General features: G+C 44.2%; 18 protein-coding genes. 6 read left to right on the top strand and 12 right to left on the bottom strand.

Annotated elements, in window-relative coordinates; genetic code table 11:
* Positions 1-82 precede the first annotated feature (82 nt).
* Positions 83-613, top strand: a complete 531-nt coding sequence (gene thpR, locus GMES_RS10660) for an RNA 2',3'-cyclic phosphodiesterase (RefSeq protein WP_033186597.1) — start codon at positions 83-85, stop codon at positions 611-613.
* A 103-nt stretch (positions 614-716) separates the two neighbouring features.
* The gene (purU, locus tag GMES_RS10655) at positions 717-1,571 is read left to right on the top strand and encodes a formyltetrahydrofolate deformylase (RefSeq protein ID WP_006992685.1); all 855 of its coding nucleotides are present in this window, start codon (positions 717-719) and stop codon (positions 1,569-1,571) included.
* Between the two features lie 30 nt (positions 1,572-1,601).
* Here purU and GMES_RS10650 read toward each other — a convergent pair whose 3' ends face one another.
* On the bottom strand, positions 1,602-2,171 hold the full coding sequence (locus tag GMES_RS10650) for a hypothetical protein (protein ID WP_006992684.1): 570 nt from the start codon (positions 2,169-2,171) through the stop codon (positions 1,602-1,604).
* 284 nt (positions 2,172-2,455) lie between these two features.
* Between GMES_RS10650 and GMES_RS10645 the strand changes: the two genes are divergently transcribed.
* Genes GMES_RS10645 through GMES_RS10635 form a run of 3 tightly spaced genes read left to right on the top strand, consistent with a single transcriptional unit; the run spans position 2,456 to position 4,754 of the window.
* Positions 2,456-3,724 (top strand): porin, encoded by a 1,269-nt coding sequence (locus GMES_RS10645; protein ID WP_052013408.1) that lies wholly within the window; start codon positions 2,456-2,458, stop codon positions 3,722-3,724.
* A 1-nt stretch (position 3,725) separates the two neighbouring features.
* Complete coding sequence (locus GMES_RS10640; RefSeq protein ID WP_006992682.1) at positions 3,726-4,154, top strand: type 2 periplasmic-binding domain-containing protein; 429 nt, start codon at positions 3,726-3,728, stop codon at positions 4,152-4,154.
* Positions 4,155-4,175: 21 nt separating this feature from the next.
* Positions 4,176-4,754 (top strand): paraquat-inducible protein A, encoded by a 579-nt coding sequence (locus tag GMES_RS10635; protein ID WP_006992681.1) that lies wholly within the window; start codon positions 4,176-4,178, stop codon positions 4,752-4,754.
* A gap of 50 nt (positions 4,755-4,804) precedes the next feature.
* Here GMES_RS10635 and GMES_RS10630 read toward each other — a convergent pair whose 3' ends face one another.
* Entirely contained in the window at positions 4,805-6,301 is a 1,497-nt protein-coding gene (locus GMES_RS10630; protein WP_006992680.1) for a catalase, read from the bottom strand.
* A 132-nt stretch (positions 6,302-6,433) separates the two neighbouring features.
* Positions 6,434-7,615: a GGDEF domain-containing protein gene (locus tag GMES_RS10625; protein ID WP_006992679.1), complete on the bottom strand. Its 1,182-nt coding sequence runs from the start codon at positions 7,613-7,615 to the stop codon at positions 6,434-6,436.
* A 243-nt stretch (positions 7,616-7,858) separates the two neighbouring features.
* Here GMES_RS10625 and GMES_RS10620 point away from each other — a divergent pair, with 243 nt between their 5' ends.
* On the top strand, positions 7,859-9,547 hold the full coding sequence (locus GMES_RS10620) for a S41 family peptidase (RefSeq protein WP_006992678.1): 1,689 nt from the start codon (positions 7,859-7,861) through the stop codon (positions 9,545-9,547).
* 104 nt (positions 9,548-9,651) lie between these two features.
* Here GMES_RS10620 and rpsQ read toward each other — a convergent pair whose 3' ends face one another.
* From rpsQ to rplD, 9 genes are read right to left on the bottom strand one after another with little or no spacing between them, the layout of a single operon-like run.
* Positions 9,652-9,903: a 30S ribosomal protein S17 gene (gene rpsQ, locus GMES_RS10615; protein WP_006992677.1), complete on the bottom strand. Its 252-nt coding sequence runs from the start codon at positions 9,901-9,903 to the stop codon at positions 9,652-9,654.
* Entirely contained in the window at positions 9,903-10,094 is a 192-nt protein-coding gene (gene rpmC / locus GMES_RS10610; protein WP_006992676.1) for a 50S ribosomal protein L29, read from the bottom strand. Before rpmC ends, rpsQ begins: the two co-directional genes overlap by 1 nt.
* The gene (rplP, locus tag GMES_RS10605) at positions 10,094-10,504 is read right to left on the bottom strand and encodes a 50S ribosomal protein L16 (RefSeq protein WP_006992675.1); all 411 of its coding nucleotides are present in this window, start codon (positions 10,502-10,504) and stop codon (positions 10,094-10,096) included. Before rplP ends, rpmC begins: the two co-directional genes overlap by 1 nt.
* Before the next feature lie 2 nt (positions 10,505-10,506).
* Positions 10,507-11,205, bottom strand: a complete 699-nt coding sequence (gene rpsC / locus GMES_RS10600) for a 30S ribosomal protein S3 (protein WP_006992674.1) — start codon at positions 11,203-11,205, stop codon at positions 10,507-10,509.
* Between the two features lie 9 nt (positions 11,206-11,214).
* Positions 11,215-11,547: a 50S ribosomal protein L22 gene (gene rplV / locus GMES_RS10595; RefSeq protein WP_006992673.1), complete on the bottom strand. Its 333-nt coding sequence runs from the start codon at positions 11,545-11,547 to the stop codon at positions 11,215-11,217.
* 10 nt (positions 11,548-11,557) lie between these two features.
* Entirely contained in the window at positions 11,558-11,833 is a 276-nt protein-coding gene (gene rpsS / locus GMES_RS10590) for a 30S ribosomal protein S19 (RefSeq protein WP_011573392.1), read from the bottom strand.
* A 15-nt stretch (positions 11,834-11,848) separates the two neighbouring features.
* Positions 11,849-12,673, bottom strand: coding sequence for a 50S ribosomal protein L2 (gene rplB, locus GMES_RS10585; protein ID WP_006992671.1), 825 nt, complete (start codon positions 12,671-12,673; stop codon positions 11,849-11,851).
* 14 nt (positions 12,674-12,687) lie between these two features.
* On the bottom strand, positions 12,688-12,990 hold the full coding sequence (gene rplW / locus GMES_RS10580) for a 50S ribosomal protein L23 (protein ID WP_006992670.1): 303 nt from the start codon (positions 12,988-12,990) through the stop codon (positions 12,688-12,690).
* Complete coding sequence (rplD, locus tag GMES_RS10575; protein ID WP_006992669.1) at positions 12,987-13,592, bottom strand: 50S ribosomal protein L4; 606 nt, start codon at positions 13,590-13,592, stop codon at positions 12,987-12,989. The genes rplW and rplD overlap by 4 nt, the downstream gene beginning before the upstream one ends.
* Positions 13,593-13,608: the final 16 nt, after the last annotated feature.

Genomic DNA, 13,608 nt, shown 5'->3' with positions numbered 1-13,608 from the left:
TAACGGGATAGGCCGAGCACTAGCGCCTTTGCTTAGTGTATCCTTTGGTGGTTTTCATTGCAGAAGTTTTCAGGAGCATCCTATGCGTGCCTTTTTCGCTCTTACCCCGCCTGGTACCACTAAGTTAGCAATAGAAGCTTGGCGTGATAAGGCTTTTCCGCGATTTTATAGTCCAGTCAAAGCCAGTAATTTTCATATTACCTTGGCCTTTCTGGGTGACGTAAGCGAATCGCAACTCGACTCACTCAGTCAGTACATTGATACGCACTTAAACACCCGGTGCTTTTCACTCACTTTGGATTATGTTGGCTATTGGTCGAAACCCAAAGCGTTGTGGCTGGGAAACACCCAAGTTTCAAAAGAACAACTCGATTTGGTGGCATTACTACAAAAAGCGTCGCCAGCGTGTGGCATTACCCTGCAAAAGCGCGATTATATATCTCATTTAACGCTGGCCAGAAAATGCAATGAAAATCCACCGGCTGCGTTAATAGAGCCCAATTTTGCATTTCAAGCAACCGAACTGACCTTATACGAATCGGCTTCAAGTGCACATGGGGTCGTGTATCGACCAGTACTAAGCTGGCCGTTTTCACCGCGATTCTCCTTTTGAGCACAAAATAATACAATTTGAGCTAATCCATAACGATTCGCTATTTACCTTGTTCCGCTAGCAAGGTAAAACAGGTGCAAATTTTTGAAGTGATGATTTCCCCATGGAACAAACATTAAGACTGGTCATCGATTGCCCAGATCAGGTTGGCCTTGTAGCTAGCGTGAGCCAATTTTTAGCCCAACATAATGCGACAATCGTCGAAGCAAGCCACCATACTGATTTGCAAACAGGGCGCTTTTTTATGCGTCATGAGATTTCTACTGACTCATTAACCATGGATATTGAACAGATCCGCTTAGGTTTCGCTCCAATAGCAGAAAAATACTCGATGAACTGGAAATTAGTAGATTCGAGTAAGAAACCAAGAATGGCACTACTGGCCAGTCATGAATCCCACTGCTTGATGGATTTATTACACCGCTGGCACAGTAAAGAACTTAACTGTGAAATCCCTTGCATTATTGCCAACCACCCGCAGATGAAACAATTTGCTGACTGGCATAGCATTCCCTTTCATTGGATAGATTTTAAAACACTTGGTAAAGAGGCAGCATTCGCTCAAATCAGTCAATTGATTAAACAATACGATATTGATTTGACGGTCCTTGCTCGCTTTATGCAAATTCTACCTGACACCTTGTGCAAAGAGTTAGCTGGGCGAGCGATTAATATTCATCACAGTTTCTTACCATCATTTGCCGGTGCGAAACCTTATCAACAGGCCTATGACAGAGGTGTAAAGCTTATTGGTGCTACCTGTCATTATGTAACCAGTGACTTAGACGAAGGCCCTATCATCGAGCAGGAAGTGATGCGTATTAGTCATAGTGATTCAGCACAAGATATGGTGCGTAAAGGCAAAAATTGTGAAAAAACAGCGTTAGCGAATGGCGTTCGCTATCATTTAGAAGACAGAGTGATTATTCATCATTCGAAAACCGTGGTATTTGCTTAATAGTCTCGGTTAGAGTCAGCTAGAGAAAGGTTAGAAGTTCGCGACATATACCAAATTAATCTGTTTGTCTGTTCGTTCTTGACCTGCCCACGCCTGACTAGCATCGTTTGCTTGCCAAAGGGCTCGGGATACAGCAACTTCTAGGTACTGTTTCTCAGAGTCCAACATAAAGCGTGAGCTCAATAACCATTGGTTGCTTGCCGGAAGTTGAATATCAGCACCTTGAGAGGTTTCAAGGTTGGTGTCCATCTGGCGAATGTAGCCTAAGCCTAAACTCACACGATGATTCAAACGATAACGTGGCAAAATGGCCCATTGACGGGTGGTGGTTTTTTGATTGTGAGCGCCCCAACTTAGTTTACCTTTCACATATCCAATTTGAGTATCAATAGAAATATCATCGCCAAATTCTTGGTGAAATGTGAGTTGATAATCGCGTTGATGGCACCCATCGAATTTGATGCTTTTTTTATCGAAGTCTAATTCTGCACTTTGCGGTAACGTTTGTTTCAACCATTGCAATGTTTGCTGCCAATTCAATTCTGTGGCAGCCCCCTGTGAGGCATAAGCGATGGCAAGAAGACAAATGATAATTCGCAATGGACTAACTCTATCAAAAACACTCAGGCTTTAACTGTAGCTCGCAAATAGCCGCGATGGGTATTCATGCGCATTATTTAGTATTCTTTTTAATACCTATGACACGTTATTGCCCGCTATACTAATGGTCTAACGTGCAGCATCTAGGCATATCGACTAGCCATCTTGCTATCTTTCAGACAAATTAACTAGATGATTCGCCTGACTATTGTGTAATCATGTTATTCGAACCTTTGGCACTAAGCTCACTACGGCAAGCCTGAATTAAGAGAGAATTATTAATCATGTCTAACTGCATCTTATTAGCTCGAAGCGCATTTATCTACTTACTACTAAGCATAGTCAGTATGGATGTGGCACTCGCTGACACTGACATGATTAAACTCAATGGCTTCGCTACATTAGGTGCTATTTATAATGACAGTGATGATTTAGGGTTTCACACCAATCTTAAAACGCCGGCGCGTAGCGGTTTTTCATTCGCACCAGACTCGTTAATAGGTGGTCAAGCAAATATTCACTTTGCGCCCCAGTGGGATGCTGTTGTGCAAGCGGTCTATAGAGACAAACAAGATTCTTCTCTACTCAATTATATTGATGTGGCCTTCTTACGTTATACATTAGACAGTCGCTGGGAAATTCGCGCTGGTCGAATGAACACCGACATCTACTTTCTGTCTGAATACAGATCAGTAGGTTATGCCTACCTTTGGGCCCGCCCACCCGCTGAGTTCTATAGCAAGGTAACATCCGTATCTCAGTTTGAAGGTGCTGACATCATGTATAAGCACTCCGTTGGACACGGCTTTTTACAGCTTAAAGCAGGGTTTGGTGAGTCTGATGCACGTATTGCTACTACAGGACGAGCATACGATATCGATTTTACTGACGTGTTGAGCACATCCATTTCTTATCAGCAAGATAATTGGCAACTTCGCGCTTCTTTTCTTGATACTAAAATTAGCGATTTTAGCGCAAGCCTCAAGAGTATTGATGATGCGATTGCACTTTTCCCCCCTAGTATTTGGCCTGGGGGCCTTGAGCTGCGTGACCGCTTTGACTTTGTGGGTAAAAAACAACAATTTTATGGTTTAGGTTACCAATATGACAATGATTTGTGGCTTATTCAGTCTGAAGTTGGATTCATCAATTCTGAATGGGATCTAGAACGGGACACGGTTTCAGGATATATCAGTGTTGGGTATCAACTCGAAGACCTGACATATTTTGCTACATTGTCAGCGGTAAAGCCTACAAAAAATAACTTAAGTGATAGTGTTGGTGAGATCTCTGCAGGTGCCCCCGTGGCGGTTGTAGCAGCCATTCAATCATTTAGCCCCTTGATCAGAGATGCTCTTGAACAAAACGTTATCAAACAGCACACTTTGAGTTTTGGGGCAAAATGGATGCTTTCCCCTTCCCTAGTTGCTAAATTTCAGTTGGATTACAGTGCTATCTCTGAAAATGGTCATGCTCTTTGGCGCGTTTACAACGAGCCTAACGCACGCGAAACAGTCACAGTGACAAGCTTTAACCTGAATTGGGTATTTTAGCATGCGTGCTCTCATCACTCGCTTTTTCAGTATTGTCGCACTGATTTTCGTTTCTCACTCAAGCCTCGCCTTAGTGGTTGTAGTCGGGAAAGGTAATACGGTTGATTCGTTAAGTAAAACGCAGGTCATTGATATCTACATGGGGCGATATAACACCTTCCCAAACGGTGTAGTAGCAAAGCCGTTGGATCGCACCACTGGAAGCAATGAGAAGCAGCAGTTTTATCAATTATTAGTCAATAAAAGTGAAGAGAAGATCAATGCTTATTGGGCTCGCCTTCTGTTTTCAGGCCGCGCAAGTCCACCGAGTAATTATCCTTCAAATGATCAAATGCTTGATGAGCTTCGCCGCTCAGACAAAGCGATTGGTTATGTTCTAGAATCAGAGGTGGATGATTCGTTAAAAGTCGTTTATCGTTTCGAAGAATAGCGCTACATACGAGACGATTTTTTGAAAAAGCACCTATCATTCGCCCTAAACATCATAGCTATCGCACTTTTTATTCCTGGTATTACTTTACCCATGTTCGCATTAAGTATGGAGATGACTGCACTGTTAAATACTGCAGGCATGACATCCAACCTTATCGACAAAGAATTATCTATCCTCAGCATGGTGCATGAACTTTGGGACAGTGAGCGTTTCTTAGTTGCCGCTCTGATTTTTTTATTTTCAGTGTGCATTCCAATTCTAAAAACCACTTTGATGAGCTTCGTGTATTTTATTCGTAACCAGAATCTGGCTCGCCAAGTAGCGCAATTTGTGGCGACTATCGGTAAGTGGTCAATGGCTGACGTGTTCGTGGTTGCGGTCTTTTTAGCTATTTTATCTACCAATCATGCAGATACCTTGTCTCAAGAAACTCTCAATTTATTTGGCTTCACCATAGGTATTGATATCAGTACCCAAACCCTATCTGCCGCGGGTGATGGCTTTTTCTATTTTGTCGGTTATTGCTTAGTATCATTGCTGGCAAGTCATATAGCCACATCACCCTATAAACTGCAACGCATCGAAACCGAGGTATAAAAACCAAAAAGGCCGCTAAAATGCGGCCTTTGAGAAAATAACAACTTACATTATCTAACAGGTGTATCATCGGTAACCGGCACTGCATTCGTGTCACTGTCTAGATTTTCATTCGCTAGACGCACACCTTTTGCATATTCTGGATGCACTTTTTCTAACACTGCATACCAACGCTCTTTCACCGAGGTGGAGCAAGGCCCCATCGCTGCCGCGTAGTTGTCGTATAAGCGCTGCTTTTGCTCATCATCAAACATTTCATACAAAGCCCTAGGCTGAACATAATCAGCATCACTCTCTTGTTGCTCGTAACGAGCGGCGTCTCCGTCAATACGCAACGGCGGCTCTTCAACGCTAGCATCTGCGACCGGCCCATTATGTTGATTTGGCTCATAGTAAGCGTCAGGGTTACCAAAATCATTGGTGAAGAAACGCATCGAACCGTCTTTATGATAATGCTGTACGTTAGATGCCTTAGCTGCATTGGCGGGTAGCGCTTCATAGTGCGTACCTAAGCGATAACGATGAGCATCTGCGTATGAGAAAACGCGCGCTTGTAGCATCTTGTCTGGGCTGTAACCAATTCCTGGTACTACATTTGATGGACTGTAAGCCGCATTTTCAACCATCTGAAAATAGTTCTCAGGGTTTTCATTCATTTCCAGCTCACCCACTTCAATGAGCGGAAAGTCAGCGTGAGGCCAAATTTTGGTGATATCAAAAGGATTGAATGGTTGATTCTCTGCCTCTAACTCGGGCATAACCTGAATGTACATGGTCCATTTCGGGAAATTTCCTTCCTCTATCGCGTTATACAAGTCTTCTTGATAAGCCTCTCGGGTTTTGCCCGTTAACGCTTCAGCTTCAGCATTGGTGTAATGCTTATGGCCTTGCTGCGTTTTAAAGTGAAACTTAACCCAATGACGTTCACCGTCTTTATTCCACATGCTAAAAGTGTGGCTACCATAACCGTTCATGTGCATCGGGTTGACTGGGATCCCGCGATCTGACATAAGAATAGTCACTTGGTGTACACATTCTGGCTGAGCTGCCCAAAAATCGAACATGGCTTCAGGTGAGCGTAAATTTGTCTTGGGATGACGTTTTTGCGTGCGAATGAAATCAGGAAACTTGAAACCATCTCGTATAAAGAACACAGGGGTATTGTTTCCCACCATATCCCAGTTGCCTTCTTCGGTATAAAACTTGAGACTAAAGCCACGCACATCGCGTTCTGTATCTGCAGCACCGGACTCTCCTGCCACTGTAGACCAACGACTTAGCACTTCTGTGGTCTTGCCGACGCTGGAAAATAGTTTCGCGCAAGAATATTGGCTAATATCATGGGTGACGGTAAATTTGCCTTTTAAGCCCCAGCCTTTGGCGTGAACTGCGCGTTCAGGGATACGTTCGCGGTTCTGATGAGCTAGTTTTTCGATCAATTGATAATCAGTGAGTAGCAGCGGCCCACGCTCGCCTGCAGATCTTGAAGTGCTATTTGAGGGAACTGGTGCACCAGCACTGGTGGTTAATCTTGGTTTATCTGACATACGCTTATCTCCATTGCTTTAATTATCAAGTCTACGTTTAAATAGTTTCAGTAGATTACTGTTAAGGATTGTAGCAGTGCCTTAGAGGAAAGCGTCACGAAGAAACTAGATGGGATTAATCACAGTACTCAATCAGCCCAAGCAGACTCGTCCGCGCTTTTGACTAGAATGAAGGGTTAAAGCGTGAAATGCCCGAGTGATAATCGGCTGCAAGACGCTATCGTCAACGTCAAGTTCGCTAATACCAATGCTCACCGATGGAATAACGTCGCTTATATGCGCATTGCTCTTTAACTGCTCAAAGTGCGAACGAATTTTATTCGCTAAAAACATGGCTTGTTTGCCTGACGTTTTTGGTAACAACAAGACAAACTTCTCATCTTTTATCTGGCCAAGATAGTCAGAATCGCGACAAACAGTTAAGATTGATTTTGCAACTTGGCTCAATACTTCATCCGCGGTGTCTCGACCGTAATTAATGAGTATTTGCGGGAAGCGATCAATATCGAACGCTAGAACACTCATAGACTCGTTGTGGCGACGCGCTGTGGCGATAAGCTTACGTGCCGATAACTCTAGCGCATTCTGATTAAACACTGGGATTTCTTGTCCAAAAACACCCCCTAATGATTTTGCGGTCAGCTCGATGTGTGCGTGCTTGTTAAAATTGAACATCATTAGGCATAAACCAAAAAGTAAGATAACGATCGTCATCCAAAACACTACTCGCTGAACCGATCTCAAGACTTCAATTCGCTGGTTATCTTGGATCTCATATTGCCGCGTGACATCCTCCAGTTTCTGTAATAATGGTGTGTAGGCCATCTCCATCAAGGCCTTGGCATCTAACTTCGCCCCATTCTGGATTTTCTCGAGGTTCAAAGCGAAGTAGAGTTGATCACCAAATGTATTTAATTGTTCAGTAACATTATTTTCAGCAGTGAAATAAAGCGCTTGTAGCTCAGCAGATAAAGGGGATTCTTGACCTTTTTCTAATGCGCTGAAATGAGGCTCTGTTAGATGCTGATGGTTGACCTGCATTTCTCCTAAGGCCTGCAAACTGGTTTGTTTGGCTGCAATATCTTCACTGTATAGGTAAGCTGAAGCGAATAAACTCGCTCGTTGAAGCAGCATGCGTTGTTGCCCGCTAATATTTACTTCGTGGGTGATCTTTGCTTGCGCTTGAATGACTCTGTCTAAAGTAAGAAAAACAAACACAGCAAGTAACGCACCGAGTGACAAGTATGCCGTACTGGATATTGCGGCGCCTCGTGCATAGCTCGCTGGATAATGTGAAGAGCGATTGGTAGTCATACTTTTGTGCCTCCAAGGCATATTGAAACGCTCAGTCGAAATTACTGCGATGATAGATGGTAAGTCATAGTAGTAGCGTGTTAAGTGGCGAAATTTTAGTCTGCAACGAGCATTTTAAACATTGGACTTTAGGTTATTCGACAAAAGTGCAAGAACATTTGAAATAATCTTTTTTGATTTAATCTGTTGCGTAAAATCGCACGTTAATCTAACGCTAGGGTCAACACAATGAAATCAAGATGGATGAATAAATTTGCCTCCACAAACAATTTGTCGCGTAATAACATTAGATTTATACAAAGTGAGTTTTTTGTGAATTTAAAATTGCTAAGCCAACTTATATTAATAAATGCAAGTTTATTCTTAACGTCTTGCGGTGGGGGAAGTGGAGGTGCAAGCTCAAGCTCTTCAACCCCTACTGTGCCTTCCCCTGAAGCTCGCTGGACATTGGGCGTATACGAAGACGAGTCTCTCTTTAAAGATAGCTGCGCCATCCCTAGAAGCGGAGTGAGCAGCATCACAGGGGAAGCTTTTATCGATGCGGCGGGTGATGCCCTTGATGAAAAGCTTTGGCTTCGCTCTTGGACCAATAACACTTACCTTTGGTATGACGAAGTCGACGACAATAATCCGGCTGATTTCTCGACTTCAAAATACTTTGAGCAACTGAAAACAGATTTTCGGACTGACTCAGGAACATTTAAAGACAACTTCCACTTTTCTCAAAGTACAGATGAGTATTTATCCCGCACTCAACGAGGCCTGTCCTTTGGTTACGGCATCAGTTGGGAGTTTGTTCAGGCGAGCGCCCCAAGACGCATTATTGTGCGCTACATACAACCAGGCTCTCCTGCAGAAAACGCGGGGATTGAACGGGGTGATGAGTTGATTACAATAGACACTATCGATTTTATCAACACTGAGAATCATGATGACGTTGATGCAATCAACGAAGCGCTTTTTCCTTCTAGCACAGGGCAAGTGTTTCAGTTTACCTTGCAAAAGAAAAGTGGAGAACAGCGCACCTACTCATTAACACCAAGTAATGTTGAACTTTCACCTGTTCGAAATCCGGCAGTGTTATCAACAGAGATAGGCTCTGTGGGTTACGTGCAGTTTGACAGCCATATTCAGAGCGCACAGGGCCCGTTAATATCCGCTTTTAATCTATTTAGCCAAAACAATGTGCAGGCCCTAATACTAGACATGCGCTATAACGGGGGTGGCTTGCTGTCTATGGCCTCACAATTGGCATTTATGGTCACAGGACAACAGCAAACAGATGGCCTCACGTTTGATGAACTCAAGTTCAATGATAAGCATCCTACTTTTGATCCAGTCACAGGCAGGCGACTTCAGCCAACCCCCTTTTATAACCGCGAAATAGATTATGAACGGAATGTGTTTACGTCAAATGCCTTACCCAGCTTGGGCTTAAATACGTTATATATACTTACCAGTGGTGCAACCTGTTCAGCAAGCGAAGCGGTTATAAATGGTTTAAGGGGCATCGATGTTGAGGTGGTGATAATTGGCGATACAACATGCGGCAAACCTTACGGCTTTTATCCTACAGATAACTGTGGAACCACCTACTTCACAATACAGTTTCAAGGCAGTAATCAGAAAGGCTTTGGCGAATATTCAAACGGGTTTATTCCTACCCCTAACCCCATATTTGAAGCTGACGTGCAAGGCTGCTTAGTGGAAGATGACTTTAGTCACGCATTAGGCACTACTGAAGAAGGCATGCTCAACGCAGCGGTGAATCACTTACAAAGCGGCGAGTGCCCAGTACAAGCCAAAGCGAAGATACCCGTCGCCCAACGTTCTGTGAGTCAAGGTCCGAGCATTCAAACCTCTGCTAGCATTCTCGATGCCATCATACTTGAAAATGCCATCAATCAGGTTATCAGCGAACCAACTCATTAGCACACTGTGGACCAATAACGGCAAGCTTGCGCAAAAGTAATTAATGTAAACAAAAAAGGCGCGACTCTTACGAGGCGCGCCTTTTAAATTGTATCTAAAACTTATTAAGCTTTAGTAACGATATCTACCAACATCCAGTTTTTGGACTTAGACATAGGACGACATTCACGTACTGTTACTACGTCGCCTGTGTTGCATTGGTTAGTCTCGTCATGAGCGTGTAGCTTAGTAGTACGCTTAATGAACTTACCATAAATAGGGTGTTTCACTTTACGCTCTACCGCAACAGTAATGGTTTTATCCATTTTGTTGCTGACCACACGACCTTGTACTGTACGACTTGATTGTTCAGTCATTATGCAGCAGCCTTTTGAGTCAGAATGGTTTTAACACGCGCAATACTGCGACGTACTTTACGAATTTGGTCAGTTTTTTCAAGCTGGCCAGTACTCGCTTGCATACGTAGGTTGAATTGTTCACGAAGCAAGTTTAATAGCTCAGTGTTCAATTCTTCTACGCTTTTATCTTTCAGTTCTGTGGCTTTCATTACATCACCGTCCGAGTTACAAAGGTGGTTTTAAACGGCAGTTTTGACGCGGCCAATTCAAACGCTTCGCGAGCTACTGATTCTGGAACACCTTCCATTTCATATAGAACACGACCTGGTTGAATTTGGCAAACCCAGTATTCAACGTTACCTTTACCTTTACCTTGACGCACTTCAAGAGGCTTCTCAGTAATTGGCTTGTCAGGGAAAACTCGAATCCAAATTTTACCTTGACGCTTAACGGCACGTGTCATAGCACGACGAGCTGCTTCGATTTGGCGAGCAGTCATACGACCACGGCCAACGGATTTTAGTCCGAACGTTCCAAAACTCACACTGTCACCAGCGGCATAGCCACGGTTACGACCTTTGTGCATTTTACGGAACTTCATACGTTTAGGTTGTAACATAATTAGCCCTCACGCTTAGGTGAACGGCCTTTCTTCTTAGGCTGAGCTGGTTGCTCTTGCGTAAGAGGCAAGCCGCCCAATACTTCACCTTTGAAGATCCAGACCTTCACGCCAATGATACCGTAAGTCGTGTTAGCTTCTGATGTTGCATAGTCGATGTCAGCACGGAAAGTGTGTAATGGAACACGACCTTCACGATACCACTCGGCACGCGCAATCTCAGCACCGCCTAAACGGCCACTTACTTGAACTTTAATACCTTTGGCACCAATTCTCATCGCGTTCTGTACTGCGCGCTTCATAGCACGACGGAACATTACACGACGCTCTAACTGACTAGCAATGCTGTCAGCAACCAGTTGACCGTCTAATTCAGGCTTGCGTACTTCAGCGATGTTAATCTGAGCAGGCACGCCGGCCAACTTAGATACATGCTTACGTAGCTTCTCAACGTCTTCACCTTTCTTACCGATTACAACGCCAGGACGAGCAGTGTGAATAGTCACTCGGATGCTTTTCGCTGGACGCTCAATAACGATCTTAGAAAGAGAAGCAGTTTTAAGTGCCTTTGTCAGATACTGACGTACCTGATGATCATTAAACAAGTTATCTGCATAATCTGCAGTATTAGCGTACCAGGTAGATGTCCATGGTTTGCTGATACCCAGGCGTATGCCTGTAGGATGTACCTTCTGTCCCATTATCTTCTCCTAGTTATCAGCCACAACAACAGTGATGTGACTGCTACGCTTAAATATACGATCAGCACGGCCTTTGGCTCTTGGCTTGATACGCTTCATAGTTGGGCCTTCATCAACGAAAACTTTTGAGACAGTCAATTCATCGATGTCTGCGCCTTCGTTATGTTCAGCGTTCGCAATTGCTGACTCTAATACTTTTTTGATTAGATCGGCACTTTTCTTAGGGCTATAAGCCAAAAGTTCAAGTGCCTTTTCAACATGTAAACCGCGAATTTGATCTGCAACCAAGCGTGCCTTTTGAGCCGAGGTACGGGCATGGCGATGTGTAGCTAATGCTTCCATATTTTATCCCCTATCTCTTAGCTTTCTTATCCGCGACATGGCCGCGGTAAGTACGCGTTGGTGCAAATTCGCCCAACTTATGGCCGACCATTTCGTCACTGACGAAAACTGGAACGTGCTGGCGACCGTTATGGACCGCAATGGTCAACCCAATCATATCTGGGATGATCATAGAACGACGAGACCAAGTTTTGATTGGTTTCTTGTCGTTCTTTTCCACTGCAGCCTCAACCTTCTTCAGCAAGTGTAGGTCTATAAATGGACCCTTCTTGAGAGAACGTGGCATGGTGAATCCTCGCTGTTACTTATTACGACGACGTACGATAAGTTTATCGGTACGCTTGTTACTACGGGTTTTCTTACCCTTAGTTGGAACACCCCAAGGTGATACTGGGTGACGGCCGCCTGATGTGCGTCCTTCACCACCACCGTGTGGGTGATCTACTGGGTTCATGGCAACACCACGAACTGTTGGGCGGATACCGCGCCATCTGTTCGCACCGGCTTTACCAAGTGAACGTAGCATGTGTTCTGCATTACCGATTTCGCCAATAGTGGCACGGCAGTCTGCTAATACTCGACGAACTTCACCAGAACGTAGACGAAGAGTTACATAACCCTCGGCACGCGCTAGGATTTGAGCGTACTGACCAGCAGAACGAGCAATTTGTGCACCTTTACCAGGCTTCATCTCAATAGCGTGTACCGTAGTACCTACTGGGATGTTACGCATTGGTAAAGAGTTACCAGCTTTGATCGCAGCGTCTGAACCAGATTGAATCTGATCACCCGCTTTAGCGCCCTTAGGAGCCAAAATATAGCGACGTTCGCCGTCTGCGTACAACACCAAACAGATGTTTGCAGAACGGTTAGGATCATATTCTAAACGCTCAATTTTAGCTGGAATGCCGTCTTTGTTGCGTTTGAAATCTATAACACGATAGTGTTGCTTGTGGCCACCACCAACGTGACGTACTGTGATACGTCCGTTATTATTACGGCCACCAGATTTGCTGTTCTTTTCAAGCAAAGGAGCGTAAGGAGCGCCTTTGTGTAGATCAGGGTTAACAACCTGAACTACGTGACGACGACCAGCAGAAGTCGGCTTAGCTTTCAATAATGGCATGTCTAGTCCCCTTCTTAGCCTTCGCTGCCAGCAAAGTCGATGTCTTGACCTTCTTTAAGCACAACGTAAGCTTTTTTCCAGTCTTTACGCTTGCCGAAAGATGCACCGTGACGCTTGGTTTTACCCTTTACGTTAACAGTACGAACAGAATTAACTTCAACTTCGAACAATTTTTCAACTGCCGCTTTGATTTCTTCTTTGTTCGCATCTTTAAGCACTTTGAAAACAACAGTGTTGTTAACTTCAGCTGCAAGCGTTGCTTTTTCAGAAACATGTGGTGCTAAAACCACTTTTAAAAGACGTTCTTCGTTAATCATGCTAACGCCTCCTCTAATGCTTTCACTGCATCAGCAGTTATCAACACTTTTTCGAATGCGATCAGGCTGACTGGGTCAATGCCTTGTACATCACGTACGTCAACTTTGTATAAGTTGCGAGCTGCTAAGAACAAGTTCTCATCAACTTCAGACGTTACGATTAGTACATCACTTAGCTCAAGGCCATTTAACTTAGAAAGTAATTCCTTAGTTTTAGGCGCTTCAACTGAAAACTTTTCAACCACGATTAAACGTTCTTGACGTACCAATTCAGATAGGATGCTTTGAATCGCACCACGGTACATCTTCTTGTTAACCTTTTGGCTGTGATCCTGTGGCTTAGCAGCGAATGTTACACCACCAGAACGCCAGATAGGACTACGGATAGTACCAGCACGGGCACGACCTGTTCCTTTTTGACGCCAAGGTTTGGCACCACCACCACGAACTTCAGAGCGTGTTTTTTGTGCTTTAGAACCCTGACGGGCACCTGCACCGAATGCAACTACTACTTGATGTACTAGTGCTTCGTTAAATTCACGTCCAAAGGTTGCTTCGGATACTTCAAGAGCGCTTTGCGCATCTTTCAATACTAATTCCATCACTTAACTCCCCAGA

The sequence above is a fragment of the Paraglaciecola mesophila KMM 241 genome (genome assembly GCF_000315015.1).
Lineage (GTDB): Bacteria > Pseudomonadota > Gammaproteobacteria > Enterobacterales > Alteromonadaceae > Paraglaciecola > Paraglaciecola mesophila.
Note: the sequence above shows the minus strand (reverse complement) of the source record. Positions and strands in the feature narration are given on the sequence as shown.